Origin of the sequence: Allobosea sp. (assembly GCF_035944895.1) — a bacterium.
In the GTDB taxonomy this organism is placed as follows: domain Bacteria; phylum Pseudomonadota; class Alphaproteobacteria; order Rhizobiales; family Beijerinckiaceae; genus Allobosea.
Map to the genome: position 1 here is coordinate 505,414 of NZ_DASZAT010000006.1, position 26,568 is coordinate 531,981.

23 protein-coding genes and 1 tRNA gene are annotated in these 26,568 nt (G+C 67.1%); 8 read left to right on the plus strand and 16 right to left on the minus strand.

The genetic code is table 11. The annotated features are described in order from the left end of the window. Positions 1-65: 65 nt before the first annotated feature. Positions 66-1,058: a GlxA family transcriptional regulator gene (locus tag VGV58_RS10975; protein WP_326874044.1), complete on the minus strand. Its 993-nt coding sequence runs from the start codon at positions 1,056-1,058 to the stop codon at positions 66-68. Between the two features lie 182 nt (positions 1,059-1,240). On the opposite strand from VGV58_RS10975, the gene VGV58_RS10980 reads away from it, so the two are divergent. The 3 genes from VGV58_RS10980 (at position 1,241) to VGV58_RS10990 (ending at position 5,135) form a co-directional block, all read left to right on the plus strand. Continuing rightward, the gene (locus VGV58_RS10980; RefSeq protein WP_326874045.1) at positions 1,241-2,479 is read left to right on the plus strand and encodes an aromatic ring-hydroxylating oxygenase subunit alpha; all 1,239 of its coding nucleotides are present in this window, start codon (positions 1,241-1,243) and stop codon (positions 2,477-2,479) included. After that, positions 2,476-3,528, plus strand: coding sequence for an FAD-binding oxidoreductase (locus tag VGV58_RS10985; protein WP_326874046.1), 1,053 nt, complete (start codon positions 2,476-2,478; stop codon positions 3,526-3,528). The genes VGV58_RS10980 and VGV58_RS10985 overlap by 4 nt, the downstream gene beginning before the upstream one ends. A 221-nt stretch (positions 3,529-3,749) precedes the next feature. Continuing rightward, entirely contained in the window at positions 3,750-5,135 is a 1,386-nt protein-coding gene (locus VGV58_RS10990) for an RNB domain-containing ribonuclease (RefSeq protein ID WP_326874047.1), read from the plus strand. 22 nt (positions 5,136-5,157) lie between these two features. Here the strand turns inward: VGV58_RS10990 and VGV58_RS10995 are convergent, their stop codons facing one another. From VGV58_RS10995 to VGV58_RS11020, 6 genes are all read right to left on the minus strand, one after another. Continuing rightward, on the minus strand, positions 5,158-6,192 hold the full coding sequence (locus VGV58_RS10995; protein WP_326874048.1) for an ABC transporter substrate-binding protein: 1,035 nt from the start codon (positions 6,190-6,192) through the stop codon (positions 5,158-5,160). 289 nt (positions 6,193-6,481) lie between these two features. Further along, a complete protein-coding gene (locus VGV58_RS11000; RefSeq protein ID WP_326874049.1) occupies positions 6,482-7,288 on the minus strand; it encodes an IclR family transcriptional regulator in 807 nt (268 codons plus the stop codon). Positions 7,289-7,407: 119 nt separating this feature from the next. Continuing rightward, complete coding sequence (locus VGV58_RS11005; RefSeq protein WP_326874050.1) at positions 7,408-8,244, minus strand: ABC transporter permease; 837 nt, start codon at positions 8,242-8,244, stop codon at positions 7,408-7,410. Positions 8,245-8,247: 3 nt separating this feature from the next. Beyond that, positions 8,248-9,441, minus strand: a complete 1,194-nt coding sequence (locus tag VGV58_RS11010) for an ABC transporter permease (protein ID WP_326874051.1) — start codon at positions 9,439-9,441, stop codon at positions 8,248-8,250. A gap of 16 nt (positions 9,442-9,457) precedes the next feature. Beyond that, positions 9,458-10,573: an ABC transporter ATP-binding protein gene (locus VGV58_RS11015; RefSeq protein ID WP_326874052.1), complete on the minus strand. Its 1,116-nt coding sequence runs from the start codon at positions 10,571-10,573 to the stop codon at positions 9,458-9,460. Between the two features lie 51 nt (positions 10,574-10,624). Then, the gene (locus tag VGV58_RS11020) at positions 10,625-11,662 is read right to left on the minus strand and encodes an ABC transporter substrate-binding protein (RefSeq protein WP_326874053.1); all 1,038 of its coding nucleotides are present in this window, start codon (positions 11,660-11,662) and stop codon (positions 10,625-10,627) included. Between the two features lie 453 nt (positions 11,663-12,115). On the opposite strand from VGV58_RS11020, the gene VGV58_RS11025 reads away from it, so the two are divergent. Further along, positions 12,116-13,492 (plus strand): aminotransferase, encoded by a 1,377-nt coding sequence (locus tag VGV58_RS11025; RefSeq protein WP_326874054.1) that lies wholly within the window; start codon positions 12,116-12,118, stop codon positions 13,490-13,492. A gap of 65 nt (positions 13,493-13,557) precedes the next feature. On the opposite strand, the gene VGV58_RS11030 is transcribed toward VGV58_RS11025, so the two are convergent. The 7 genes from VGV58_RS11030 to VGV58_RS11060 all read right to left on the minus strand — a co-directional run bounded on the left by VGV58_RS11030 (position 13,558) and on the right by VGV58_RS11060 (position 21,511). Continuing rightward, positions 13,558-15,141 (minus strand): GMC family oxidoreductase, encoded by a 1,584-nt coding sequence (locus VGV58_RS11030; protein WP_326874055.1) that lies wholly within the window; start codon positions 15,139-15,141, stop codon positions 13,558-13,560. Next, positions 15,141-16,580 carry an NAD-dependent succinate-semialdehyde dehydrogenase gene (locus VGV58_RS11035; RefSeq protein ID WP_326874056.1) on the minus strand — a complete coding sequence of 480 codons (1,440 nt, stop codon included), beginning with the start codon at positions 16,578-16,580 and terminating at the stop codon, positions 15,141-15,143. The genes VGV58_RS11030 and VGV58_RS11035 overlap by 1 nt, the downstream gene beginning before the upstream one ends. Before the next feature lie 53 nt (positions 16,581-16,633). After that, positions 16,634-17,563, minus strand: coding sequence for a DUF6282 family protein (locus VGV58_RS11040; protein WP_326874057.1), 930 nt, complete (start codon positions 17,561-17,563; stop codon positions 16,634-16,636). A gap of 2 nt (positions 17,564-17,565) precedes the next feature. After that, positions 17,566-18,633, minus strand: coding sequence for a beta/alpha barrel domain-containing protein (locus VGV58_RS11045; RefSeq protein ID WP_326874058.1), 1,068 nt, complete (start codon positions 18,631-18,633; stop codon positions 17,566-17,568). A gap of 10 nt (positions 18,634-18,643) precedes the next feature. Beyond that, entirely contained in the window at positions 18,644-19,921 is a 1,278-nt protein-coding gene (locus VGV58_RS11050; protein ID WP_326874059.1) for a TRAP transporter large permease, read from the minus strand. A gap of 11 nt (positions 19,922-19,932) precedes the next feature. Next, on the minus strand, positions 19,933-20,442 hold the full coding sequence (locus VGV58_RS11055) for a TRAP transporter small permease (RefSeq protein ID WP_326874060.1): 510 nt from the start codon (positions 20,440-20,442) through the stop codon (positions 19,933-19,935). 64 nt (positions 20,443-20,506) lie between these two features. After that, complete coding sequence (locus VGV58_RS11060) at positions 20,507-21,511, minus strand: TRAP transporter substrate-binding protein (RefSeq protein ID WP_326874061.1); 1,005 nt, start codon at positions 21,509-21,511, stop codon at positions 20,507-20,509. A 258-nt stretch (positions 21,512-21,769) separates the two neighbouring features. Between VGV58_RS11060 and VGV58_RS11065 the strand changes: the two genes are divergently transcribed. From VGV58_RS11065 to VGV58_RS11080, 4 genes are read left to right on the plus strand one after another with little or no spacing between them, the layout of a single operon-like run. Further along, positions 21,770-22,582, plus strand: coding sequence for an IclR family transcriptional regulator (locus VGV58_RS11065; RefSeq protein ID WP_326874062.1), 813 nt, complete (start codon positions 21,770-21,772; stop codon positions 22,580-22,582). Between the two features lie 46 nt (positions 22,583-22,628). Beyond that, on the plus strand, positions 22,629-22,994 hold the full coding sequence (locus tag VGV58_RS11070; RefSeq protein WP_326874063.1) for a cupin domain-containing protein: 366 nt from the start codon (positions 22,629-22,631) through the stop codon (positions 22,992-22,994). Beyond that, positions 22,991-23,725, plus strand: coding sequence for an HpcH/HpaI aldolase family protein (locus tag VGV58_RS11075; protein ID WP_326874064.1), 735 nt, complete (start codon positions 22,991-22,993; stop codon positions 23,723-23,725). The genes VGV58_RS11070 and VGV58_RS11075 overlap by 4 nt, the downstream gene beginning before the upstream one ends. 31 nt (positions 23,726-23,756) lie before the next feature. Beyond that, entirely contained in the window at positions 23,757-24,650 is an 894-nt protein-coding gene (locus tag VGV58_RS11080) for a DMT family transporter (protein WP_326874065.1), read from the plus strand. A 160-nt stretch (positions 24,651-24,810) separates the two neighbouring features. Here the strand turns inward: VGV58_RS11080 and VGV58_RS11085 are convergent. Both VGV58_RS11085 and glpK read right to left on the minus strand, forming a co-directional pair. Then, positions 24,811-24,884: transfer RNA gene (locus tag VGV58_RS11085), tRNA-Gln, on the minus strand. Between the two features lie 166 nt (positions 24,885-25,050). Then, positions 25,051-26,553, minus strand: coding sequence for a glycerol kinase GlpK (gene glpK / locus VGV58_RS11090; RefSeq protein ID WP_326874066.1), 1,503 nt, complete (start codon positions 26,551-26,553; stop codon positions 25,051-25,053). Positions 26,554-26,568: the final 15 nt, after the last annotated feature.

Consider the following 26,568-nt stretch of genomic DNA (forward strand, 5'->3'; position numbering starts at 1 on the left):
TCAGAACCGTTCCAGCCTCGGGCCGGGAAAGCGACATCGCATGTCGCGCTTGCGACCTGCCGTGCTCAGGCTGTCGAAGCCACCACCGCCTCGTCGGTGACAGGCCGCCCGCGCAGCTGGCTCGGCCGTACGCCCTGCAGCTTCTTGAACCAGTGGGCGAAATGCGAGGTCGAGGTGAAACCGGCCGCGATCGCGACTTCCAGCACCGGACGGTCGGAATAGAGCAGCAGCTCCCGCGCCCGGTCGATGCGCAAAGAGAGGTAGTAACGCGCCGGCGAGGCCTGCAGATAACGCAGGAACAGCCGCTCGAGCTGGCGCGGGCTCATGCCGACCTTCTCGGCGATGTCGGCGATCGAGATCGTGTCCTCGACATGGCGCTGCATCAGCCTGACCGCGCTGCGCACGGCCGGCGGCAGGCTCGACATCCGCTCCAGCCGGCCGCCGCTCTGGTTGTCGCGCTCGTCGCGGATGCGGTCATGATGGAACTGGTTGGCGACGCGGCGCGCGAGATCGGCGCCATGGCGCTCAGTGATCAAGTGCAGCATCAAATCCATCGCGGCCGAGCCGCCCGAGCAGGTCAGGCGGTCGCGGTCGATCTCATAGAGCTTGTCGGTGCAGACGAGATGGGGGAACTCCTCCTGGAAGGCGGGCCGGTTTTCCCAGTGGATCGTCGAGCGATAGCCGTCGAGCAGGCCGGCGCGCGCCAGCAGATAGGTGCCGGTCGAGAGCGAGCCGACGCGCACGCCGCTGCGCACCGCCTTGCGCAGGATGGCGAGATAGCGCCGCTCGTCGACCGACTGGATGCGCAAGCCACCGCAGACGAGGAAGTAATGTGAGCCGGGCAAGGCGGTCTCGGCCGCCTCGGCCGGGATCGGGATGCCGTTCGAGGCGGCGAGGACGCCGCCATCGAGGCTCGCCAGCCGCCAGCGCCAGGCCTCGCGGTCGACCAGCCGATTGAGCGAGCGCAGCGGCTCGATCGCCGAGGCGACGCTCATCATCGAGAAGCCCTCGACGAGCAGCAGCGTGACGATCTGGGTGCCGGCCGGCGCCTCGTTCATAGCTCGCCCTCCCCCGCGATGATCTGGCTTGGAGCCATTCAAAGGAAAGCGGATTTCCGACATTGTTGCAATGAAAGCGACATGTCCTGTCGCAAAGTTTGTCCGCCAGGTCGGAATGCTCCGGCCTCCCTGCCCGAAGACGGCGCAAGATTGCTGCTGTCCACTCCGCAGGGTCTCAGCCGATGATCGATCGCGACCGCATCCGCCAGCTTCTCGCCGAGCGACGCGAGGGCTACAGCCTGCCGCAGGCCTTCTATGTCGATCCGGCGATGCACGAGACCGATATCAAGGCGGTGTTCGAGACCGACTGGCTGTTCGCCTGCAATGCCTGCGAGATCAAGAAGCCCGGCGACTACCTGACCCTGACCGTCGGCGAGAATCCGATCGTGGTACTGCGCGACCGGGACGGACAGGTGCGTGCCTTCCACAATAGCTGCCGCCATCGCGGCTCGCGCATCTGCGGCCATGAGAAGGGCCGCGCCAACCGGCTCGTCTGCCCCTATCACCAATGGGTCTACGAGCTCGACGGCTCGCTGCTCAACGCCCGCCAGATGCCGGCCGATTTCGATCGCTCGGCCCATGGGCTGAAGCCCGTCCATGTCGAGGTGATCTGCGGCATGGTCTATATCTGCCTCGCCGACGATCCGCCCGACCTCTCGCGCTATCGCGAAGCAGTGACGCCCTATATCGCGCCGCATATGCCGGAGCGCACCAAGGTCGCCTTCGAGATGACCCTGATCGAGGACGCGAACTGGAAGCTCGTCATCGAGAACAACCGCGAATGCTATCACTGCGCCGGCAACCATCCGGAGCTGCTGGTGACGCTGGTCGAGTTCGCGCTGCCGGACGATCCGCGCGGACCGGCCGAGTTCAAGGGGCTGATGGACCGCAAGACGGCGAAATGGGATGGCCTCGGCCTGCCGCATCAGCCAGTCGATGGCGGCCAGGAGTTCCGCTGCATCCGCCTGCCCTTCCACGAGGGCGCGCTATCGTTCACGATGGATGGCGGCCCGGCCTGCAACAAGCTGCTCGCCGACTTCACCGAGCCCGATCTCGGCTCGGTCCGGATGTTCCGGGTGCCGAACAACTGGAACCATTTCCTAGCCGACCACATCCTGCACTTCCGGGTGCTGCCGCTCTCCCAGGACAAGACGGCGGTACGCACGACCTGGCTGGTGCACGAGGATGCGGTCGAGGGCGTCGACTACGACGTGGAGCGGCTGACCGAGGTCTGGATCGCGACCAATGCGCAGGACGCCGAGCTCGCGGCGGTGAACCATGCCGGCATCCGCTCGATGGGCTACCAGCCCGGCCCCTATGCCCCGACCGAGTTCATGCTGACCAATTTCACCAACTGGTATGCCGGCAAGATGGCGGCCTATGCCGGCGAGCCCACGCCATTCAGGATCGCTGCCGAATGAGCCTGGACAGCCTCGAAGCGCCAGTCGCTGCTCCCTCTGCCGATCTGCTGCAGCTCACCGTCGCCGAGATCCGCGACGAGACGCATGACGTGAAGACCTTCGTCTTCCGGCCGGAAGGTGGCGCGCCGCGCTACGCTGCCGGCCAGTCGATGACGCTGAAGTTCTCGATCGGCGGCGAGACGTTGTTCCGCACCTTCTCGCTCGCCTCGGCGCCGGATGCCTCGGGCACGATCACGATGACCATCAAGGCGCATGCCAAGGGCCGCGTCACCCGCTGGCTGCACGACAAGCTCTTGGTCGGAGCGCGGCTCGAAGGCCGGCCGCCGAAGGGCCGCTTCACCATCGACAGCCGCACCACCGACAGGATTGCCCTGGTCTCGGCTGGTTCCGGCGCAAGCCCGCTGATGGCGATGCTGCGCCATCTCGCGGCGACCGCGCCGGGTTGCGATGTGCATTGGCTCCATGCGGCCCGCACGCCGCGCGACATCCTGTTCGGCCAAGAACTCGCCGAGCTGCAGGCACGGATGCCGAACCTCAAGGTCGCGATGCTCGCCAGCCGGCCGCAGCCCGGCTGGTTCGGCTTCGCCGGCCGGCTCGGGCGGCGGCTGGTCTCGGTCGCGCTGCCGGATTACGGGCGCCGCGAGGTCTTCTGCTGTGGCCCCGCCGGCTTCATGGAGGAAGCGCGATTGATCCACGCCGCCGAGGGCGGTGCGCGCGAGCTGTTCCATGTCGAGCATTTCGGCGCCGTCGCACCTCTGGCGCCGCCGCCGATACCGGTCGATGCGCCGGCTGGAGGCTATGCGGTCAGACTCGGCGACAAGCATTTCACTGCGCAGCCGGGCGAGACACTGCTGCAGGCTGCGACACGCCAGACCATCGTCATCCCCTGCGGCTGCACCTCCGGAATGTGCGGCACCTGCCGGGTCAGCCTCGTCGAAGGCTCGGTCGAGATGCGGCACGAAGGCGGAATCTCGCCCGAGGAGGAAGCGCAGGGCTACATCCTCGCCTGCTCCTCGCGCCCGCGCTCGGACGTGACGATCGCATTGTAGCACGCGCTGCCGGAGTTGCGGCGAAGCGCCCCGGGGCGGGGATTGCCCCGTTCAAAGCGATGACTAAAGCCTTTGGCACGCCAGCATCACCAGGGATTGCACAGGAAGCTGGGGATGGGCCTGCTGCTCCACGTCGCGCTCAGGTAACATAGCCATTGGCGAAATCCTTCGCTGGCGGCTCCGCAGCCCGCCGAAGGACAGGTGGAGGCCGGCGGCACGGCATGAAGACGCTTATCGACTCCACCAATGCGCTGGTCGACGGACTGGCCGCGATCCGCCGGCAATTCAGCGTTGCGGACCAGTTTCCGCCCGAAGTCCTCGCCGCGGCAGAAGCCGCAGCCCGACGCGCGCCGACCGAGCATGCCGATCGCATCGACCGGCCCTTCGTCACGCTGGACCCCGCGACCTCGACGGATCTCGACCAGGCCTTCGCGATCGAGCGCAGCGGCAACGACCTGCTGCTGCACTACGCCATCGCCGATGTCGCCTGGTTCGTCGATGATGGCGACGCGGTCGACCGGGAAGCCTGGCGGCGCGGCACGACGATCTACCTGCCGGACGGCAAGGCCGGGCTGTATCCACCGGCCCTCACCGAAGGAGCCGCGAGCCTGCTGCCGGCCGTCTCCCGGCCGGCCGTGATCTTCACGACCCGGGTCGATGCGGACGGCAATGTCCATCTCGACGGTGCCGAGCGGGCCGTCATCCGCAGCACCGCCAAGCTCGCCTATGACAGCGTCCGCGCCGCCGATCTGCCAACCGATTTCGAGGAGCTGTCCCGCCGCATCGATGCGGCCGAAAGCCGTCGCGGCGCAGCGCGGGTCGACCCACCCGAACAGGAGGTCAGCGCGCTCGGCGATGGCCGCTACCAACTGACGTTCCGGCCACGCCTGCGAAGCGAGGAGCAGAATGCGGCCTTGTCGCTGGCCAGCAATCTCGCCATCGCAGACGCGCTCCTGGCAGCCCATACCGGCCTGTTCCGGGTCATGCCGGAGCCGGATGAGAAAGCCGTCCAGCGCCTGCGCCACACCGCGCAGGCGCTGGGGCTGTCATGGCCGGAAATGGAACCCCTCACCCAGTTCGAGAAGACGCTGAACCTCGCCGACAGCAGACATGCTGCCTTCACGCTGGCAGTGAGGAGGGCCAGCGGCGGCGCGAGCTATGTTCCCTACCGAGAAGGCGTCGTGCCCTGGCATGCGCCGATGGCGGCGAGCTATGTGCATGCCACGGCGCCGCTGCGCCGGCTGGCCGACCGCTATGTGGTGCGCGCCGCCCTGGCGGTCGCAAATGGCCAGCCTGTGCCGCCGGCAGTATCGGCCGCATTCGAACAATTGCCCCAGGTCATGGCGCGGGCCGACGCCCGCGATGGCCAGATCGACCGGGCCGCGATCGATCTGGCCGAGGCCGTGATGCTCAAGGGCAGTGAAGGCACCACATTCAAGGCAGTGGTGACCGATGCGGACGAGCACGGCCTGCGCATCCAGCTTTGCGAACTGCCCGTGGTCGCGCGAGTTCGCGGGCAAGGCGGCAGCCCAGGCGATACGATCCAGGTCAAGCTGACCGCCGCCGATCCCCCACGCCACATGGTCACCTTCGAACGAGCGGATTGAGTACGAGCGCCTCGCCGCCGGATCAGCCCTTGGCCAGCCAGGCGTTGAAGCGCTCGTTCAGCGTCTCGAGATTGTCGTTCCAGAACTGCTCGTCGTAGCGGACATTCTGCTCCAGGTTCTTGCCGACCGGCATCAGCGGCAAGCGGTCGGGTGCGAGCAGGCCGGCGGACTTGCCGTTGACCGGCGCGACCGGCTGGATCGCCGAGAAGGCCGCCTGCGCCTCGGGCGAGGTCGCGAAGTTGATGAATTCGTAGGCGCGCTCGATGTTCTTGCCGCCGCTGACGATGGTCCAGTAGTCGATCGTGTAGAAGGCATCCTGCCAGCCATAGCCGAGCGGCGCCCCTTCGGCGCGGGCCTCGAGGATGCGGCCGATGAACGACGTCGACATCACGACATTGCCCGAGCTGAGCCAGTCGGAGGGCTGCGCCCCCGCTTCCCACCATTGGATGCTCGACTTGATCTCGTCGAGCTTTTTGAAGGCGCGGTCGATGCCGGCGGGCGTCCGCATGACCTTGTAGACGTCCTCGCGCGCCACACCGTCGGCCAGCAGGGCGATCTCCAGCGTCGCCTTCGGCTGGCGGCGGAGCGCGCGCTTGCCGGGATATTTCTTCAGATCCCAGAAATCGGCCCAGGTCTTCGGCTGCTCGCCGGTCAGCTTGCTGTTGTAGGCCAGCACCAGCGACCAGCCGACGGAACCGATGCCGCAAGGCGTGATGCCGCCGGGCGGGAAATCGGCGGCGTGCGTCAGCTTCGACTTGTCGAGTTCGACGATGGCTCCCTCGGCGCAGGCGTTGATCGTCTCCGGAGAGCCGAGCGTGATCACATCCCAGATCGTGTTCTTGGCTTCGACCATCGCCCGGATCTGGCCGAGGCCTCCGGTGTAGACAGCGTCCCGCACTACGGTACCTGTTTTCTTGGTGTAGGGCTCCATCTGTACCGAACGCTGCTTCTGGGTGTAGCTCCCGCCCCATGTCGCGACGGTGAGGCTATCGGCGTAAGAAGTCACCGGAATCGCAAAAACCCCAAAGACACTGGCCAGAGCCGCGAGATGTTTCATGACGTTCCCCATTTTTTGATTTTGCGAGCCCAGCCTTGCGAGATGGGCATCACATTACAAAACAATGTTTCTTTATAAGAAACGTATTTGCCCTCTCGTCGACTGTCAACGGAATCGCGCGATCCGTGGCGGGAACGCGACGAAAGATCGGTGACAGATGCGTTCTGCCGGCCGGCGACCACGGGGAGCGATGGTAAAGGGGCGCGCGCGGCAGCGCCCCGGCCGGGCCGGGCGCGGCTCGATCGTCACAACTTGCCGGATGGTGTTTTCGGGATACCGGGCGCGGCCGTCAGGCCGGGCGGCGCAGCGGAATGATCGAGCCCTTGTAGCCGAGGTTCCACGACGCCTTGATCGCGGCGCGCAGGACGGCGTCGATCTGTGCCTTGTCCGGCTCGGCCTTGATGTACTGGATCGAGCCGACGATCGCGATCGAGCCGATCGCCGTGCCGGTCTCGTCGAGGACCGGGGCTGCGAGCGCGTTGATGCCGAGCGTGTCCTCGTTCGGGGCGACGGCGTAGCCGTGCTCCCTGACGTGATCGAGCTCGCGCGCCAGTGCATCGCGCGACGAGATCGTATGCTCGGTGAGGATGTCGAGCTTGCGACGATCGAAGGCCTGGACGATCTGTGCCGAGCCGAAGGCGAGCGTCACCTTGCCCTGCGCCGTCGCGTGCAGCACCAGCTCGCTGCCGGCGCGCACCCCGATCTCCAGCGGGGACTTGCCGAGGGTCGTGCTCAGGACGACGAGATTGGGGCCGACGCCGCCGCTGATCACGACGGTTTCTCCGAGCTCCTCTCGCAATTCGCGGGCTGGAACCTCGCAGGCGGAGAGCAGGTTCAGCTGGCCTGTCGCGCTTCGGCCAAGGATGTGGGCGCGCAAGCCGAGCTTGTAGCGCGAGGTCGCGGCGTTCTGCTGGCAGTAGCCACGGTCGACCAGCGTCTGGAGATGACGAAAGATCGTGCCCTTCGTCGTGCCAAGCGCCAAGGCGAGCTCGCTGACGCCGACCTCCCCTTCCGCCACCGCGATGGCTTCGAGGACATCGAAGGCAAGCTGCACGGATTTGACCCCGGCTTCACCCCGTTCCGAATCCGCCGCCATTCCTCATCTCATCCTTCTGCACGCCAGCTACCGATCGCGCGCGGACGCCCGTCAGAGCATACTGCCGACACAACCTCAATAGCGTGTACCGCGCCGAGGTCGCACGCCGGGCGCTCCCGTCAGCTCTCCTGCAGGCCGCGCGCTTTGGCGGAGCGGCGCCGCAGCGCCTCGACGCAGATCATGCCGCCGACGGAGACGAACAGCATGATCGTCGCCGCAGAGATCACCACCGGCGTCAGCTCGTCGCGAATGCCGTCGAAGAGGCGGATCGGCAGCGTCACCTGCTCCGGGCTCGCCAGGAACAGCGAGATCACCACCTCATCGAAGGAGACGACGAAGGCGAACAGCGCCCCCGCCACGATGGCCGGCTTGATGATCGGGAAGACCACGAGACGCTGTGCCCCCCAGGACGAGGCGCCCAGGCTCTTGGCGGCGCGCACCAGCGTCGTGTCGAAGTTCTGCAGGGCCGCGTTGACCGAGATCATGACATAGGGCGCACCGACGATGGTATGCGCCAGCACCATGCCGGCGAGCGAGCCGGTGAGGCCGAGCTTCGAGAAGAACAGGAACAGCGCCACCGCCAGGATGATGACCGGCACCACCAGCGGTGCGATGAACAGCCCATAGGCGAGCGCCCTCGCCTTCGGCGGCAGCGAGGCCAGGGCCAGCGCCGCGCTGACGCCGAGCACCGAGGACAGCGCCGCGGCGCAGACGCCGACGATCGCGCTGTTCTTCAGGGCGAGCAGCCATTTGTAGTTATGCGCGAGTTCCTCATACCAGCGCAGCGATAGCCCAGGCATCGGATAGGTCAGGAAGGAGCCCGAGCTGAAGCCGAGCGGCAGGACGACGATGATCGGCAGGAGCAGGAAGGCATAGACCAGCACCGAGATCACGATGGTCAGGATGCGCCAGGGCGACGGGCCAAGGTGCTGGCGAGGTGGGGTGGCGTCAGACATCTCTCACCCCTTCACGACGATCTTCTGGCGCCGGCCGACCAGGGCATAGAGGCCGGTGACCAGCAGGATGGACAGGCTGAGAACGATGGCGAGCGCCGCGGCGAGCCCCCAATTGACCGTCTGCTTGGTGTAGAAGGCGATGAAATAGCTCATCATCTGGTCTGTGTTGCCGCCGACGAGCAGCGGCGTGACATAGTAGCCAGAGCAGACCACGAAGGTCAGCAGCGTGCCGGACCAGATGCCGGGCCAGACCAGCGGCAGGTAGACCTTGAAGAAGGCCCGCGGGCCGCTCGCGCCGAGGCTGAAGGCCGCGCGCAGATACTCCCGCGAGATGTTCGACATCACGCTGTAGAGCGGCAGCACCATCAGGGGCAGCAGCACATGGATGAAGGAGATGTAGACGCCGGTGCGGTTGAAGATCAGACGCAGCGGCGTCTCGATCAGGCCGGCGCGCAGCAGGAAGCTGTTGATCATGCCATTGTCCTGCAGCAGCACGACCCAGGCGCTGGTGCGCACCAGCAGCGAGGTCCAGAACGGCAACAACACGAGCAGCAACAGCAGATTGCGCCAGCGCGGCGTGCTCGACGCGATGTGATAGGCGACCGGGAAGGCGAGCAGCAGGCAGCTCACGGTGACGACGAGCGAGATCCAGAGCGTGCGGCCGAGCACGCCGAGGAAGATGGCGCTCTCCTGTGGCGCAGCGCCGATGCTGCCGTCGGGCCGCACTTCCAGGTCGAGCGCCGACAGAAGGTATCTCGGCGTGATCGGCGACGCGGCCCGGCGCAACGCCAGCCAATAGCTCTCCTCGCCCCATTTGGGGTCGATCGCGATGAGGCCCACCTTGCCCTGCGCGCCGGCGGCACGTGCTGCCGTCTTCAGGATCAGGGCGCGGTAGCCCGGTATCTCGTAATTCAGCCTGCGGCCCGCTTCCGCCACGGCGCGCCGATCCGCGGCGCGCAGGTCGGCGAGGAGCGCCTCGAAGGCAGCATCGTCCGGCTGCCCCTGCCCGCTCCAGGCCAGTACGGCGCGGCTGGCCTGCGGCAGCGCCTGCGACACCTCCGGGCTATGCACTCCGCCCGTCAGCAAGGAGAGGATCGGCCAGACGAACAGGCCGAGCATGAACAGCAGGCACGGCAGGAGCAGCCCGTAGCGGCTGATCGGGGCGCGCAGGGCCTGCGGCAGGGCTAGTCCGCTCACAGCTTCCTCCGCCCGCTCAATGGCGCAAGGCTTCGCTCTCGACATCGAGAGCATGGCAATCATCCTCGTCCCAGCCGACGGCGACCGAACTGCCGGCGGCGGGAACTTCGACGCCAACGACGTTGGAAAGCTTGGCGATGAAGCCATCCTGGCCAGCGACCTGCATGGCGACGCGGATATGGTCGCCATGGAAGACGACATTGCTGACCAGCGCCTCGAAGCGATTGGCGCGGCTCGCGGCGGCGGCGCCGAGCACGACACGCTCGGGCCGAACCGACAAGGTCGAGGGCGAGCCGACCGCGCCGGCATTGACCGGCCGGGCCCGCAGGCGCGCCCCGCTGGCGAGCGTCACCGCGCAGGAGGAACCGTTGCGCTCGCTCACCTTGCCGACGAGGCGGTTGTTCTCGCCGATGAAGCGGGCGACGAAGGCGTTGGCCGGCGCCTCGTAGATCTCGCGCGGCGGCGCCAGTTGCTGGATGACGCCGGCATTGAACACCGCGATCCGGTCCGACATCGTCAGTGCCTCGGACTGGTCGTGCGTCACATAGACCACGGTCACTCCGAGCTCCTGCTGGATGCTCATGATCTCGTACTGCATCTCTTCGCGCAGCTGCTTGTCGAGCGCGCCCAGCGGCTCGTCCATCAGCACGAGGCTCGGCTGGAAGACCAGCGCACGGGCAAGCGCCACGCGCTGCTGCTGGCCGCCGGACAACTGGCCCGGGAGCCGGCTGGCGAAGCTCTCCAGCTTGATCATCGCAAGCGCGCGCTTGACCTGCGCCTCGATCTCGGCCGAGCGCAGCTTCCGGCAGGTGAGCGGAAAGGCGATGTTCTCGGCCACGGTCATGTGCGGGAACAGCGCATAGCTCTGGAAGACCATGCCGATATTGCGCTTTTGCGCCGGGACGTAGCCGATCGAGCGCCCGCCGACGAGGATGTCTCCCTGCGACAGGGCCTCGAAACCCGCGAGCATCAGCAGGCAGGTCGTCTTGCCCGAGCCGGAGGGTCCGAGCAGGGTGATGAACTCGCCGCGCTTGATGTCGAGGTTCAGGTCATGGACGACCTTCGCGGCCCCGAATGACTTCTGCACGCCGACAAAGCGGACGAAATGCTCGTCCATGGTGGAAGAGGTCATGTCGGATCCATCGCAACCAGACAGCAGAATGAGTGATCGTCGCCGGCCCGCTCAGCGGGCGAGCCAGGCGTTGAAGCGCTCGGTCAGGGCATCGATGTTCTCGACCCAGAACGTATCGCTGAAGACGGCACCCTGCTTCAGGTTGTCGCCGATCGGCATGATCGCCAGCCGCTCGGGCTTCAGCAGCGCGGCGGCCTTCTGGTTGACCGGAGCAACCGGCTGGATCTCGGAGAACGCCGCCTGGGCCTTGGCGCCGGTGGCATAGTCGAGGAAGGCGTAGGCCTCCGCCTGGCGCTTCGTGCCATCGACGATCGCCCAGGAATCGACCGAGTAGAACGAGCCGCCCCAGCCGAAGGAGACCGGCGCCTTCTCGGCGCGAGCTTCGAGCAGGCGCCCGACATAGGAGGTCGCCATCGCAACCTCGCCACGCGCCAGCCATTCGGGCGGCTGCGATCCCGCCTCCCACCACTGGATATGCGGCTTCAGCGCGTCGAGCTTCCGGAAGGCCCGGTCGACCCCCTCCTTCTTGCCGAGCGTCGCATAGAGCTCCGCCGGCGCGACGCCGTCGGCGAGCAGCGCCGCTTCAAGCGCATATTGCGGCGAACGGCGCATGGCGCGCTTGCCGGGATAGGTTTTCACGTCCCAGAAATCGGCCCAGGACCGCGGCGCCTGCTTCACCAGATCGGAGTTGTAGCCGATCACGATCGACCAGCCGACCGCGCCAACGCCGCATTCGCTGGCGCCCCCGGGCCCGAGATCGGACAGGTTGGCGAGCTTCGCCTTGTCGAGCCGCAGGACCAGCCCCTCGGCGCAGGCGGCGATCAGATCGGGTGCCTCGAGCTGCACCACGTCCCAGGTGCTGTTGCCCGCCTCGCGCATCGCCCGCAACTGGCCGAGCCCGCCGGTATAGGGCGCATCGAGCACCCGCACGCCGGCCTCCTTCGCGAACGGATCGATGATCGTGGCGCGCTGCTTCTGGGTGTAGGTCCCGCCCCAGGTCGCGACGGTGAGCTGGCGCTCCTGCGCGCCGGCCGAGAGGGCCCCCGCGGCGAGGAGCAGAGCGGCAAGCGATATCCGGCCGTAGGTCATGGTCCTGTTCCCCTTGCTTTCGATCCAGCCCCGGAGCGTCGCCTCGCAATCGCGAGTCTCTTGTCGGAACGTCGTATTGTTTTGCGAAACGCTATTGCGTTGCCGCAAACACGTCAATGCCCAATTTTTGCAAGCGAGGCGGCAGGCGCGCCAGGCGCAGGATTTCAATCAGAAGCGCACTTTGGCCGGTGCGTTCGCCCGCCTGAAATCGGCTGAAGATGATTAGTTATTGCGCTGTAATAATTGAATTATCAGAGGCTCGATAACGCAGGCCGGAACACTGGGCACACCACTCCCGGCAACTCGTGAGAGGCGGAGCTCTCCCGCTTCACATGTCACCGTGTCGTATCTTTATACAAAACATTGTCACGCTATTCGGCAAATGATAACGTGATGAGAAGGTGCCGCGAGCGCATCGCGCCGACGGCTACCGCCCGTTGCCAGGAGATCGACATGTCGCCTCAACCCCAGTCGAACCGCGCGCGCGACATCGCGTACCACATCCACCCGCAGACCAATCTGCGCCAGCACGAGAGCGCCGGGCCGATGGTGATCGAGGGTGGCGACGGCATCCATGTCGTCGACGACGAGGGCCGGCGCTTCATCGAGGGCATGTCCGGCCTGTGGTGCGCCTCGCTCGGCTTCAGCAACAAGCGATTGGCCGAGGCCGGCGCGCGCCAGCTCCACACGCTGCCCTATCAGCAGGTCTTCGCCCACCGCTCGAACGGGCCGGTGATCGAGCTGGCCGATGCCCTCGTCTCGGTCGCGCCGGCGGGGCTGACCCGCGCCATGTTCCAGTCCTCCGGCTCGGAGGCGATCGACACGGCGATCAAGTTCGTCTGGTACTACCATGACGCGATCGGCAAGCCGGAGAAGCGCAAGATCATCGCCCGACTCGGCGCCTATCATGGCACGACGATCGCCGCCGCCAGCCTCACCGGCCTGCCGAACATGCATCGTTCCTTCGGCCTGCCGCTGCCCGGCTTCCTGCACGTCACCGCGCCGCATTTCTACCGGAACGGCCAGCAGGGCGAGAGCGAGGCGGCCTTCGTCGAGCGCCTCGGCAACGAGCTGGAGGAGCTGATCCTGCGCGAGGGGCCCGAGACGATCGGCGCTTTCTTCGCCGAACCGGTGATGGGTACGGGCGGCGTCATCGTGCCGCCGGCCGGCTATTTCGAGCGCATCCAGGCCGTGCTGCGCCGCCACGACATCCTCTTCGTCGCCGACGAGGTCATCTGCGGCTTCGGCCGCACCGGCAATTACTGGGGCTGCCAGACCTTCGGCATCTCGCCCGACATGCTCACCTGCGCCAAGGGCCTGTCGGCGGCCTATGCCCCGATCTCGGCGCTGCTGGTGAACGACAAGATCTACGAGGCGATCGCCGATCGGACGAAGGCGCTCAACGGCTTCGGCCACGGCTATACCTATGGCGGCCATCCGGTCTCGGCGGCGATCGCGGTCGAGGCGCTGAAGATCTACGAGGAAGAGCGGATCGTCGAGCATGTCCGAAACGTCGCGCCGCGCCTGCAGGACGGGCTGCGCCGCCTCGCCGACCATCCGCTGGTGGGCGAGGTGCGCGGCGTCGGCCTGATGGCGGCGATGGAACTGGTCGAGGACAAGGCTAGCCGACGCTCCTTCCCGATCGAGCGCGGGGCTGCTCAGGCATTGTCGAGCGCCCTCGCCCAGCGCGGCATCCTGCTGCGTGCCCTCGGCCACACGCTCGTCTTCGCCCCGCCGCTCATCATCCAGGCGGCCGATATCGACGGGATCGTCGCGAGCGTCGCCGACAGCCTCGACGAGATCGCCGGTCCGCTGCGGAACGCCGCATAGTGGGGGTCATCGAGGTCCGGCGCCGTGCGCGCCGGACTTGCTCCCGGTTTGGAGCGTTGCCGTTTTCAACGACGCAGGATGAAGTCGGCGCAGCGTTCGCCGATCATGATCGCCGGTGCGTTGGTGTTGCCGCTGACGATGCTTGGAACCACAGAGATGTCGGCGATGCGCAGGCGCGGAACGCCGCGCACCCTGAGCGTAGGATCGACGACGGCGAGCTCGTCCGTGCCCATGCGGGCGGTGCCGGCGGGGTGGTAGACGGTCTTGGCGACGGTGCGGATATGGTCCTCGACCACACTGTCGGGCACGTCCTCGTCGCGCGCGGGCGCGATCTCATGGCTGACCAGCTTGGCGAGCGAAGGCGCCCGCAGGATGCGCCGCGCCAGGCGCACGCCGCGCACGAGCGTCGCCATGTCTTCCGGCGCGCTGAGATAGTTGCCGTTGAGTACGACGGGATCGCCCGCATCCTTGCCGCCGAGACGAACCGTCCCGCGCGATTTCGGTCTGAGGTCGCAAGGGTTGATCGAGATGCCGTGGCCGCCGGGAGGCAGGCGGTCGACGTCCCCCACCAGATTGGGCACGACATGGAACTGCACGTCCGGCCGGCCCGTGCCGGCCGTATCGACGAAGCCGCCGCTCTCGACCACGTTGGAGGTCAGGAGGCCATGCCGGAGCGCGATATAGGAGAGGCCGTGGCGCAGCGCCTTCAGGCCTTTGTCGTTGCCGAGCAGGCTGATCTCCTCGCGCGTCTGGCCGTAGACCGAGGCCGAGAGATGGTCCTGGAAGTTCTCGCCGACGCCGCGCAGCTCGCGCCGCACCGGAATGTCGAACTCCGCGAGATGTTCGGCCCGGCCGATGCCGGACAGCATCAGGATCTTCGGGGTCGAGAGCGCGCCGGCCGAGAGGATCACCTCCTCGCGTACCCGCGTCTCGATCTCCTGCCCGTTGTCGTGGCGCGTGCGGACGCCGACCGCCGCGCCGTTCTCGAGCACGAGGCCGAGCACATGCGCATTGGTCACGACCTTGAGCAGCTTGTTGCCGCGCACGGCGCGCAGATAGGTCGCGGCCGAGCTGGCGCGACGCTCGGCGAAGGTCGTGGTCTGGAAGTAGCCGACGCCTTCCTGGCTCGCGCCGTTGAAGTCGTCATTGTAGGGAAGCCCGACCTCCTGCGCCGCCCGCAGGAAGGCGGCGCTCAGCGGGTGGCGATGCCTGGCATCGCTGACCTTGAGGGGTCCGTCCGTACCGTGGAGCGGGCCCGACAGCCGCTCATTGCCCTCCGCCTTGCGGAAGAAGGGCAGCACGTCCTCGTAGCCCCAGCCGGTGCAGCCGGCCGCGCGCCAGTCGTCATAGTCCTGCGCCTGGCCGCGAATGTAGATCATCGCATTGACGGAGCTGCCGCCGCCGAGCGTACGGCCCTGCGGCACATAGACCTGCCGGCCGTTGAGCTCAGGCTCCGGCGCCGAGCGGTACATCCAGGTGCGCGCCGTACCGTGCACCCGGATGAAGGTCGCCGGGATGTGAATGTAGGGATGATTGTCCTTCGGCCCGGATTCGAGCAGCAGCACCGACTTTCCCGCCTCGACGAGGCGGGAGGTCACGGTGCAGCCGGCCGAGCCGCCCCCGACGACGATGTAGTCGTAGGTGTCCATCAAGGCCGCCGCGGCTCGGTGCCGATCTGGCTGATGAACTTGGTCGAGAGATAGGCGTCGAGCCCCTCCGAGCCGCCCTCGCTGCCATAGCCGGAGTCCTTGATGCCGCCGAACGGCGTCTCGGGCGCGGCGATACCGAAATGGTTGATCGAGACCATGCCGCTCTCCAGCTCGTCGCCGAGCTGCGTGGCGCGGGAGACCGAGCTGGTGAAGGCGAAGGCCGCGAGGCCGAACGGCAGGGCGTTGGCCTGTGCGATCGCCTTGTCGAGCGTATCGAAGCGATTGACCGCCGCGATCGGCCCGAACGGCTCGTCATGCATCAGCCGCGCCTTGTCCGGGACATTGGCGAGCACCGCCGGCGCATGGAAGAAGCCGCGATTGCCGGGCCGTTCGCCGCCATAGGCGAGATCGGCGCCGGCATCGACCGCATCGCGCACGAAGCCCTCGATCGCATCGACGCGGCGGGCATGGGCGAGCGGGCCCATCTGCGTGCCCTCGGCCGTGCCGTCACCAACCTTGAGCGCCTTCGCCGCTTCGACGAAGCTGCCGAGGAAGGCGTCGAAGACGCTGTCCTGCACATAGAAGCGCGTCGGCGAGGCGCAGACCTGCCCGCCATTGCGGAACTTCAGGCCCGCGCCGAGCCTGGCGGCGGCGGCGACATCGACATCGTCGCAGACGATGAAGGGGGCGTGGCCGCCGAGTTCCATCGTCGCGCGCTTGACGTGGCGGGCGGCGAGCGCGCCGAGATGACGGCCGACCGGCACCGAGCCGGTGAAGGAGACCTTGCGGATGATCGGCGAGGCGATCAGGTGCTCGGAGATCTCGGCCGGGACGCCGAAGACGAGATTGACGACGCCGGCCGGCACGCCGGCGTCATGGAAGGCGCGGATCAGCTCGATGCAGGAGGACGGCGTCTCCTCCGGCGCCTTGGCGATGATCGAGCAGCCGGCCGCGAGAGCGCCCGCGACCTTGCGCACGAGCTGGCCGGTCGGGAAATTCCACGGGCTGAAGGCAGCGACGGGGCCGACCGGCTCGCGCAGCACGATCTGGCGGGCTCCATACTGCCGGGGCGGGATGACGCGGCCATAGGCCCGCCTGCCCTCCTCGGCATACCAGTCGATATGGTCGCCAAGGCCGCCGGCCTCCATGCGCGCCTCGGAGAGCGGCTTGCCCTGCTCGCGGGTGATGAGCTGGGCGATGCTCTCGGCGCGTTCGCGCGTCAGGTCGGCGGCGCGGCGCAGGATCTTCGAGCGGTCATAGGCCGAGGTCTTGCGCCAGATCTCGAAGCCCTTCTGGGCGGCGGCGAGCGCCCGGTCGAGATCGGCGATCTCGGCGAAAGGCACCTCGCCGATCTGCTCGCCGGTCGCCGGGTTCAGCACAGCGCCGCGGCGGGTGCCCGAGCCGTCGGTCCACTGACCGTCGATGAGGAATGAAGGCATGGATGGTCTCCTGGACGGACGGCGGGCCGCGCCAGGCGCGGCCCGCGAAGGCATCAGTTGGCAGCGGGCGTGAGGCCGGCGAGATCGGCGGCGTTGCCGGCGGTCATCGAGCGGATCTCAGCGTCGGAGAAGCCGGCGTCGATCAGCATGGCGATGATCTGCTCGAACCCTTCGACCGGGGTCGGGTTATTGTTCTGGCCGAGATCCGAGCCGAACAGCGTGTTCTCGATGCCTGCGGCTTCGATCACCGCCTTGAGATGGTCGGCGTCGAACAGCAGGAAGGTCGAGGGCACGAACATGCAGATCGAATGCTCCATCTTGACGCCGAGCGAGGCGAGATGGCGCACGTCCTGCAGCGAGCACTCGTTGACATAGGTTGGGTGGTTGAGGAGGAGCCGCTTGACGCCGCGCGCCTTGGCCTCCTCGTAGAAGGGCAGCAATTCGCTGACATGGTGGTGCCCGCCGGAGACCACCGCGTCGGCGGCGGCGACCAGATCGAGGATCGCCTTGACCTCGTCGGAGATCTTGCCGTCGGGGCCGAGCAGAGAGAGCGGCGCCGGCGCCAGCGTCTTCTGCGTCGCGACCGGGAATTTGGAATCGAACTTCGCGTCGGTCTTGTAGTGGTCGAGATGGTTGTTGGCGTGCGCCGTCGGCATCCAGACGACGCGGGCACCCTGCTTCAGCGCATAGTCGACGGCCGAGGGATTGATGCTGCCGAGCGGGTTGTTGAGCACGATCGCGCCCAGCACCTTCACGCCCTTCGAGATGTGCGTCTCGAGGATCGTGGCGAGCGGCATGGTCGGATAGTAGTGATCCTTCAGCAGGATCGCGGCGAAGCCGGCTTCGTCGGCCTGCCTGACGGCTTCGACATGGTCGATCTTGCGCGGCATCAGCGAGGGGCCGCTGTGGATGTGGAGGTCCACGGAGCCCTTGAGCAGGGCCTTGATACGAGCGTCCTGCGGCTTTTCGGCTGCGTCGGTCATGGTCATTCTCCTGGGGTGAGCGGCGCCTTCGGCACGTAATTGCGCCAGTTGTCCTGGCGCAGAGGCATGTCGGCGAAGGTCTTGCGGTGGTTGACCGCGACGCCGACGAGATCGGCAGCATCGATGCCCTTGGCATCGAGATAGTCCTGGAACTCGGCCAGAGACCGGCCGAGCAAGTCGAAGCCGCGCAGCATCACCGGCGAGGCGATGCCGACGGCGGAGGCGCCGGCCAGCATCATCCGCGCGATGTCGAGCCCGCTCTGCGCGCCGTTGATGCCGATCAGCGGCCGCTCGGGGCCGAGCGCGAGCCGCGAGGTCGCGAGCCAGTGGCAGGTCAGCGGCAGGTTCCAGAAACCGCCGATGCCGAGGCTGGTGCCGAGCAAGGGCTCCATCGTCTCGACATCGGGCAGGAAACCGAGCAGCCGGCCGGCCATGACCACGGAATCGGCGCCGGCCTCGAAAGCGGCGCGCGCCAGTTCCGGCACGCGCTCGCTCTGGCCGGTGACCTTGATCCAGAGCGGCAGCGAGACAGCCCTGCGCATCGCCGAGACGAGATGAGTGATGCGCTCGGGCAGCAGCTCGGTCGAGACCGCGCCCTTCGCGGCCTGGCTGGCATAGGGCGTGCCGATGTTGAATTCGAGTACTCGCAGGCCCGCCTGCTCGACCTGCCGCGCCATGGCGAGCGCATGGTCGAGGTCACCGAGGATCAGGCTGGGGATCGCATAGGAATCCAGCGCCCTCGCCTCGCGGTCGAGCATCGCGGTCTGCTCCAGCCAGGGCTCGAAGCCGAGCGGATGCAGGCCGGAGCGGCAGGCGATGGTGGCGCCGCGCGGCGCATCCGGGCCCCAAGGCACCGGCCGCCAGTTCTCGTCGAGCACCATGTATTCGGCGCGCTGGAGCTGGTCCTTGGCCGCCTGGACCTCGTTGGTCGACTTGACCACCACGGCCCCTACCCCGGCCTTCAGCGCGGCGCGGACCCCGTCGGCATCGATCAGATGCTCGGCGGAGGCCGCGATCAGCGGGTTCTTGAGCGCGGTGCGGCCGATGCGGGTGGCGAGCGAGCGTGTCATGCCATCATCCTCATTTGACCAGGAGGTTGGGCAGGAACAGCACCAGTTCCGGCACGAAGGCGATCAGCATCAGCAAGGCGAGCGCGATGCCGATCATCGGCAGGGCCTGCATGGTCACCTTCTCGATCGGCGACTTCGCCACGCCGGAAACGATGAAGAGGCACAGGCCCAGCGGCGGATGCACGAAGCCGATGATGGTGTTGAACGTGACCATCACGCCGAGATGGACCGGATCCATGCCGATCGCGGCACCGATGCCGACCAGCGCCGGCACGGTCAGGATGAGCACGCCGGCGACATCGAGGAACATGCCGAGCACGAGCAGCGCGAGATTGACCATCAGGATGATCAGCACGCGATTATCGGTGAGCTGCTGGATGCCGGAGACGATGTTCTGCGGCAGCCGCTCCAGGGCGAAGACGAAGGCGGCGATGTTGGCCATGGCGATCAGGAGGTAGATCGCCGAGGAGATCACCGCGGTCGCGATCAGCGCATGGCGCAGATGGGCCCAGGTCAGCACCCGGTACCAGAAGGCGGCGACGACGAGGGCATAGATCGCCGCGATGGCGGCGGCTTCGGTCGCGGTGAAGGCGCCGCCGCGGATGCCGACCACGATCAGCACCGGCAGGAACAGCACCGGCAACGCGGTCAAGGTGAGCCGGCCGATCTGCGCCAGCGAGGGCGGGGCCAGGCGTGGATAGCCGCGCTTGTGCGCGACATAGACGGCGTAGGCGGTGAGCGACAGGGCCAGCAGCGCACCCGGCACGATGCCGCCGATGAACAGCTTGGCGATCGAGGTCCCGCTGAGCGCACCATAGATGATCATGGTGATGCTGGGCGGGATCAGCGGGTCCATCAGCGAGGCGACCGCGATCAGGGCGGCGGCGTAGTTCACGTCGTAGCCCTGCTTCTTCATGTCCGGGATCAGCACCGAGCCCATGGCAGCGGCGTCAGCCGCGGCGGAGCCCGAGATGCCGCTGAACAGGAAGCTGCCCCAGATCGCGGTCAGCGACGTGCCGCCACGGAAGCGGCCGACGAAGGCGTTGGCGAATTCGAGCAGGCGGCGCGTCAGGCCGCCGGTATCCATCAGCGCGCCGGCGAGCACGAAAAGCGGTATCGCCAGCAGGATGAACTGGTCGACGCCGGCGAACATGCGCTGCGGGATGACTAGGAGGTATTGCGTCTGCCCGGTGAGGACGAAATAGGCGAGCGCACTGATCCCGAGGACGAAGATCACCGGGATGCCCATCAGGATGGTGAAGGCGAAGACGGAAAACAGCCAGACCATGTTGGGACGCCTCAGTGCGAGTGCGAGGTTTCTTCCTTCGGCAGGGCCGAGCGGAAGAGGTCTGCGAAGGCGACGTGGACAGCGAGCAGCAGGCAGCCGACGGGGATCGCCGCATGCAGCCAGCCGAGCGAGATTTCGAGCGAGACTGCTTCCTGCTCGCTGGTGCGCATGGTGAAGAGCCAGCCATACCAGGCGACCACCAGCAGGAAGATCACGATCAGCACGCGGCCCGCGATGTCGATCTTGGCGGTGAGAGAGGGCCGCAGCCCGTCGACGACGATGCGCATGCCGAGCATCTCGCCGCGCGAATAGGCGATTCCGGCGGAGAGGAACGCGATCCAGACCATCAGGGAGCGCATCAGCTCCTCGGACCAGAACAGCGACTCGCCGACGACGTAGCGGAAGAAGACCTGCATGGCGGCGACGACCACGAGGGTCGCGACGCCGGCCATTGCGAGATAGTGCAGAGCACGCAGATAGAGCGACACCGCGCGCAGAAGCCGGGGATTGTGACGGGACATGGTGGTCGGGCCCATGGCTTGAAGGAGCCCCTGCCGCCATTGCGGCCAGGGGCTCGGACTGCAATCAGGGACGGAGCTTCTCGGCCGCAGCCACGAAGGCGGCGATCTCCGGGCTCTTCTTCATGTAGGCCTCGACGACCGGGCGCGTGCGCTGCTTGAGTGCATCGAGCAGCTCCTTGGAGGGCTCGGTGATCTTCACCCCCCGTCCCTTCAGCTCGTTGATCAGCTTCTTGTCGAGCTCGGCAACGGCCATGACCTGCGGCGCGACCGTCTCGTCGGCGGCCTTGCGGATGGCGGCCTTCTGCTCGGCGGTCAGGCCGTCGAACTTCGCCTTGTTGATCAGCAGGTAGCTCGGCCAGAAATACTGCCCGGTCAGGCTCACATTCTTGCCGACCTCATAATACTTCTCGCTGTCGATCGAGGTGAGATTGATCTCGACGGCGTCGAGCGCGCCGGTCTCCAAGGCCGAATAGACCTCGCCATAGTTGAGCGGGGTCGGGTTCACGCCGACGGCGCGCCAGGTGTCGAGAAAGAGCCGGTTCGGCGCGATGCGTGTCTTGAGCCCCTTGAAATCCTCGACCGCCACGACCGGCTTCTTGACCGAGAGGAAATGCCGCTGGCCGCCGTCATAGAGCGCGAGCGCGATCATGCCGTGCTTCTCGAGCCCGGCCGCGACGGCCTTGGCTTCAGGCGAGACGGCGAGCTTGGCGAAGGCCTCGTAGCTGCCGATCACGAAGGGGAGCTGCAGCGCATCGGTGGCCGGGACCAGCGTGGACAGCGCCGAGGTCGAGTTCACGGTCATGTCGACGGTGCCGAACTGGACCCCTTCCATCAGCTCCTTGACGTCGCCGAGCTGGCGCGAGGGGTAGATCTGGATCTTCACCGAACCCTTCGACTCGCGCTCGACCGCCTCTTTGAAGCGGACAGCGGAGTCATGGTTCGGATGGCTCTCGAACACGGCATGGCCGAGCTTGAGCGTGACGTCCGCAGCCAGGACGGGGATGGCGGTAGCCAGCAGGGCCGCGAAGGCCGTACCGGCGACGAGCGTCCGGCGAAAAGAGCAAAACATGAAACCTCCCTCGATGATCTGTCCGCGAGTCGCGCTTGTTCTCACTGCGCGTTTGTGGTTCTCTCAACGAGAACGCTTATAGTCACAGCGAGAACCGCCGGTCAATGCCGCACTGGCTGCGGGACGAACCCCGCTCTCGCTCGTCCAGCGCTCGAGCGAAGGGCTGGGTTTGTGATTTTGACAAGCTGCAGCGAAGGCTTCAAATAGTATGAGACTCGCGAATGACCGCCGAAAAGCAGAACGAGGGAGGGTGAGGACGTGGTCATAGAGCGACCCGAGAGACAAGAGCGCTCAGAGAATGCCGTTCGCGCAGGAGAAACGACACTCCTCGTCTTGGAAACGGTTGCCTTCGCGGACGAGCCCATGGGGGTGACCCAGATCGCCAACCGCCTCGGTATCGCCAAGAGCGCCATCCATCGGCATCTGCAGGGCCTGACCGAGCGCGGCTACCTGACCCAGAACCAGTCGACGAGCCGCTACACGCTGGGCCCGAAAGCCTATCTGATCGGCCGGCTCGCGCCGGGAATCGAGGATGTCGCCGCCGCAGCGGACGGCCCGATGCGAGATGCGCGCGACAAGGTCGGACTGACCACGGTCCTGACCGCTCCTTCGATGAGCGGGATGGTGGTCCTCAAGACGGTGCATGGGACGACGTCCATCGCCATCGGCGCGCGCCCTGGCAGCGAACTTCCCATGCACGCCTCCGCGCAGGGCCACGTCGCCCTCGCCTTCGGCCCGAGCCTCCATCTCGAGCGGACGCTCCGGCAGCCGCTGGCGCTGCTGACCGCCCATACCATCACGGAGCCGGAGAAGCTCAGGGCAATCGTCGAGACGGTTCGCCGGAACGGGCACGCGAGCGCACCCGAGCAGGCGCTTCTCGGCATCAACGCCCTGGCTGCTCCCGTCTTCAACGCCAATGACGAGCTCGTCGCCGCAGCGGCGATCGTGAGTTCCATCCAGTTCGTTCCCGCCGAGCCCGATGCCGGGATGATCGCCGCGGTCGTCGAGATGGCCCGCCAGATCTCGCGCAATCTCGGCCATGGCTACGCCAGCCAGCGCCCCACCCCATAGCGGCCGACAGCCCGCAAGCAGCACCCTTTCGGAAAAGGAGAGAGAAATGACCGTCCATCATGTCGACTGGGACGCCATCGAGTGGAAGACGATCCGCCACGGCGTCGAGCAGAAGGCCTTCTCGGGCGACGGCGCCACGATGGCCCTGCACCGGCTCTGGCCCGACCACGAGCCGAAGCCGCACTCGCATGTGCATGAACAGCTGGTCTACATCCTGTCCGGCGAGGTCGATTTCCATGTTGGCGACGAAATCGTGCGCCTGCGCGGCGGCGGCCTGCTCGCCGTGCCGCCGAACGTGGTCCATTACGCCGTCGTCGTCGGCACCGAGCCGGTGCTGAACCTCGACGTGTTCACCCCCTGCCGGCCGGAATATGCGATCAGCGCCTCGCAGGCGGTTGGAGCGACATCGTGAGCGCATTGCGCGCAGGCGCCGGCCAGCCCCGGACCGGCACCTTCATCAAGACCCCTCACCCGATCATCGCCGAGATTCTCGGCGGTGCAGGCCTCGATTTCGGCGTGGTCGATGCCGAGCACGCGCCCTTCGACCGGGCCTCGCTCGACATGATGCTGATGGCCGGGCGCGCCGGCGGGCTGCCTTTGCTCGTCCGCATCCCCGACGGCACGCCCTCCTTCATCATGTCGGCGCTCGACATGGGGGCGGACGGCATCGTCGTGCCGCGCGTCGACAGCGCCGCCGATGCGCGCGCGATCGTCGCCAGCGCCCGCTTCGAAGGTGGCAGGCGTGGCCTGTCGAACTCGCCGCGCTACGCCTCCTATGGCAAGCTCAGCCCGGCCGAGGCCGCACGCCACGGCGATGCCGCCATCGTCATGTGCCAGATCGAGAGCGCTGGCGGGCTGGCCGAGGTCGAGGAGATCGCTGCGACGCCCGGCGTCGACGGGCTGTTCATCGGCCGGGCCGATCTCAGCCAGGCGCTCGGCGTCTCCGATATCCGGAGCCCCGAGGTCACCGAGGCCTGCAAGCGCATCGTCGCGGCCGCCCTGCGCCATGGCAAGATCGCCGCGATCTTCCTGCCTTCGGTCGAGGAGCGCGACGCTTTCGCTGCGCTGGGCGTGACCTGGTTCATCGTCAATTCCGACCAGGGCCTAATGAAGGGCGCGGCCGCGAAGCTGCAGGGCAAGTGACAACGCCCTATGGTTGCGGGCAGATGGCGGGATGACGACTCAAAACCCTGCCCGCGCCTATCTCTACCTCCTGGTGGCGACGCTCTTCTTCGGAAGCAATGTGGTCGCCGGCAAATTGTCCGTCGGCGAAATGTCGCCGATGGCGATCGTCATGCTGCGCTGGGTCATCGCCGCGATCTGCATGGCCTTCATCGCCAGGCGGGCGCTGCTCGCCGAATGGCGCGTCCTCCGCGATCGCTGGCCGTATATGCTCGCCATGGGCGGCATCGGCTTCACCGTCTTCAACATCCTGTTCTATGCCTCCGCGCATACGACCAGCGCGATCAACATGGCGATCATCCAGGGCGCGACGCCGATCGTCGTGCTGCTGGTCTCGGGCGCGCTGCTCGGAATCTGGCCGCCCGCTCTGCAATGGCTCGGCGCGACGATCACCGTCCTCGGCGTCATCGTCGCCGCCTCGCACGGCTCCCTCGCCGTTCTGGTCGAGCTGTCCTTCAATCGCGGCGACATCCTGATGATCGTGGCCAGCATCATCTATGCGGTCTACACGGTCGGCCTGCGCTGGCGGCCGCAGGTGTCGCCGCTCGTCTTCATCGCCGGGCTCGCCCTGGCGGCCCTGCTCACCTCGATTCCGCTCGCGATCGGCGAAGCCGCCCTCGGTCAGTTCCAATGGCCGACGCCCAAGGGCTGGGCGATCCTGCTGTTCATCGGGCTTTTCCCGTCGCTGCTGTGCCAGCTGCTCTATCTGCGCAGCGTCGAGCTCATCGGCGCCGCACGGGCCGGCGTCTTCTACAATCTCGTGCCGATCTTCGGCATCGTCCTGTCGGTCGCCGTCGCGCATGAGCCGTTGCGGCCCTACGCGATCGTGGCCATCGCCCTCGTCATCGGCGGGATCGCCGTGTCCGAGATACGCAAGAGATCCTGAGAACGAAAGCTCGGCGCGCGACCACACCGTCCGGGCGAGGACGACGTTGCGGAGGAGACGCGCCAAAACGGTGCCCTTTGTAGCAACCGGGTGGGCAAATCGCTTTGCCGCCCCGGAAAGGGCAGAAGAACCGGCTTGAAATCAGCTACTTCGGGAAAAGTGGCTGGGGGACTAGGATTCGAACCTAGACAACCAGAGTCAGAGTCTGGGGTCCTACCGTTAGACGATCCCCCAACGGGCGCGTGTCGGCGACGCGTCGGATGGGGGCGATCTAAACAACCTCGCGCCCGGTTGCAAGCCTTCTGTGACGATTTCGACATGCGAGCCGTTCACAGCCCCTTGCACAGCGTTTCAGGCGATCGCCGGAGCCCTGATGCCACGGGATATCGGCATGCGCGCGTCAGCTTTCGCTCAATGTGCGCCTGACCGCGTCGCGCCAGCCGGCGACGTGGTTGTGGCGCGTCTCCTCGGCCAGGCCCGGCGAGAATCGCCGCTCCAGCCGCCAGCGATCGGCGAACTGGGTCGGCTCGGGCAGAAGCCCAGCGTCGAGCCCGGCGAGATAGGCGGCGCCTAAAGCCGTCGTCTCCAGCACCTGCGGCCGGTCGACCGGGGCGGCGAGGATGTCGGCGAGGCGCTGCATCGTCCAGTCGGAGGCGACCATGCCGCCATCGACGCGCAGGACCGTCTCGGCGCCATCCGCCTCCGGCCAGTCGGAGCGCATCGCCTCGAGCAGGTCGAGCGTCTGGAAGCAGACCGAATCGAGCGCGGCGCGGGCGAATTCGCGCGGGCCGGTGTTGCGGGTCAGGCCGAACATCGCGCCGCGGGCATTGGCGTCCCAATGCGGCGCGCCGAGGCCGGTGAAGGCCGGCACCAGATAGACCTGCTGGCCGGGATCGGCCTTGGCTGCGAGTGGGCCGCTGTCGGAGGCCTTCTCGATGATGCCGAGCCCGTCGCGCAGCCATTGCACGGCGGCACCGGCGATGAAGATCGAGCCCTCCAGCGCGTAATGGCGCACGCCCTTGAGCTGGTAGGCAACGGTCGAGAGCAGGCGATTCTGCGAGGTGACGGCCTTGGTGCCGGTGTTGAGCAGGGCGAAGCAGCCGGTGCCATAGGTCGACTTCAGCATGCCGGGCTCGAAGCAGGCCTGGCCGACGGTCGCCGCCTGCTGGTCGCCGGCAATGCCTCGAATCGCGATCGGCCCGCCGAGTAAACCGGGCTCGCTATCGCCGAAATGGGCGGCGCAGTCGCGCACCTCAGGCAGCATCGCGGCGGGAATGTCGAGCAGCGCCAGGAGTTCGTCGTCCCAGCGCCCCTTGTGGATGTCGAACAGCATGGTGCGCGAGGCATTGGTCGCGTCGGTGGCATGGACGCGCCCGCCGGTCAGGCGCCAGAGCAGGAAGCTGTCGACCGTGCCGAAGGCGAGCTCGCCGCGCCTGGCCCGCTCGCGGGCGCCGGGGACATGGTCGAGGATCCAGGCGATCTTGGTGCCGGAGAAATAGGGATCGATGCGCAGGCCGGTGCGCTCGGCGACGAGCTTGCCGTGGCCTTCCGCCTCCAGCGCAGCACAGCGCTCGGCGGTGCGCCTGTCCTGCCAGACGATGGCGCGGTGGATCGCCTGGCCGGTCCCACGATCCCAGACCAAAGTGGTCTCGCGCTGGTTGGTGATGCCGATCGCGGCGACCTCCCCTGCCCGCGCCTCAGCCCGCGCCAGCGCCTGCCGGCAGACCGAGAGCGTGCTCTCCCAGAGATCCTCCGCCTCGTGCTCGACCCAGCCCGAGGCCGGGTAGTGCTGCGGAAATTCCTGCTGGGCGCTGGCGACCGGCTGCAGATTCTCGTCGAACAAGATGGCGCGGGAGGACGTCGTGCCCTGGTCGATCGCCAGAATCATGCGCCGCGCCGCCATGCCGTTTCTCCCGAT

Excerpts from the sequence above, each read along its gene's own strand:
- VGV58_RS11000 (WP_326874049.1), bottom strand. The coding sequence starts at position 7,288 with ATGGCGGCGGATTCGGAACGGGGTGAAGCCGGGGTCAAATCCGTGCAG.
- VGV58_RS11045 (WP_326874058.1), bottom strand. The coding sequence starts at position 18,633 with ATGACACGCTCGCTCGCCACCCGCATCGGCCGCACCGCGCTCAAGAAC.
- VGV58_RS11035 (WP_326874056.1), bottom strand. The coding sequence starts at position 16,580 with ATGCCTTCATTCCTCATCGACGGTCAGTGGACCGACGGCTCGGGCACC.
- VGV58_RS11040 (WP_326874057.1), bottom strand. The coding sequence starts at position 17,563 with ATGACCGACGCAGCCGAAAAGCCGCAGGACGCTCGTATCAAGGCCCTG.
- VGV58_RS10985 (WP_326874046.1), top strand. The coding sequence starts at position 2,476 with ATGAGCCTGGACAGCCTCGAAGCGCCAGTCGCTGCTCCCTCTGCCGAT.
- VGV58_RS11050 (WP_326874059.1), bottom strand. The coding sequence starts at position 19,921 with ATGGTCTGGCTGTTTTCCGTCTTCGCCTTCACCATCCTGATGGGCATC.
- VGV58_RS11030 (WP_326874055.1), bottom strand. The coding sequence starts at position 15,141 with ATGGACACCTACGACTACATCGTCGTCGGGGGCGGCTCGGCCGGCTGC.
- VGV58_RS11060 (WP_326874061.1), bottom strand. The coding sequence starts at position 21,511 with ATGTTTTGCTCTTTTCGCCGGACGCTCGTCGCCGGTACGGCCTTCGCG.
- VGV58_RS10995 (WP_326874048.1), bottom strand. The coding sequence starts at position 6,192 with ATGAAACATCTCGCGGCTCTGGCCAGTGTCTTTGGGGTTTTTGCGATT.
- VGV58_RS11055 (WP_326874060.1), bottom strand. The coding sequence starts at position 20,442 with ATGTCCCGTCACAATCCCCGGCTTCTGCGCGCGGTGTCGCTCTATCTG.
- VGV58_RS11005 (WP_326874050.1), bottom strand. The coding sequence starts at position 8,244 with ATGTCTGACGCCACCCCACCTCGCCAGCACCTTGGCCCGTCGCCCTGG.
- glpK (WP_326874066.1), bottom strand. The coding sequence starts at position 26,553 with ATGGCGGCGCGGCGCATGATTCTGGCGATCGACCAGGGCACGACGTCC.
- VGV58_RS11015 (WP_326874052.1), bottom strand. The coding sequence starts at position 10,573 with ATGACCTCTTCCACCATGGACGAGCATTTCGTCCGCTTTGTCGGCGTG.
- VGV58_RS10975 (WP_326874044.1), bottom strand. The coding sequence starts at position 1,058 with ATGAACGAGGCGCCGGCCGGCACCCAGATCGTCACGCTGCTGCTCGTC.
- VGV58_RS10980 (WP_326874045.1), top strand. The coding sequence starts at position 1,241 with ATGATCGATCGCGACCGCATCCGCCAGCTTCTCGCCGAGCGACGCGAG.
- VGV58_RS11025 (WP_326874054.1), top strand. The coding sequence starts at position 12,116 with ATGTCGCCTCAACCCCAGTCGAACCGCGCGCGCGACATCGCGTACCAC.
- VGV58_RS11020 (WP_326874053.1), bottom strand. The coding sequence starts at position 11,662 with ATGACCTACGGCCGGATATCGCTTGCCGCTCTGCTCCTCGCCGCGGGG.
- VGV58_RS10990 (WP_326874047.1), top strand. The coding sequence starts at position 3,750 with ATGAAGACGCTTATCGACTCCACCAATGCGCTGGTCGACGGACTGGCC.
- VGV58_RS11070 (WP_326874063.1), top strand. The coding sequence starts at position 22,629 with ATGACCGTCCATCATGTCGACTGGGACGCCATCGAGTGGAAGACGATC.
- VGV58_RS11080 (WP_326874065.1), top strand. The coding sequence starts at position 23,757 with ATGACGACTCAAAACCCTGCCCGCGCCTATCTCTACCTCCTGGTGGCG.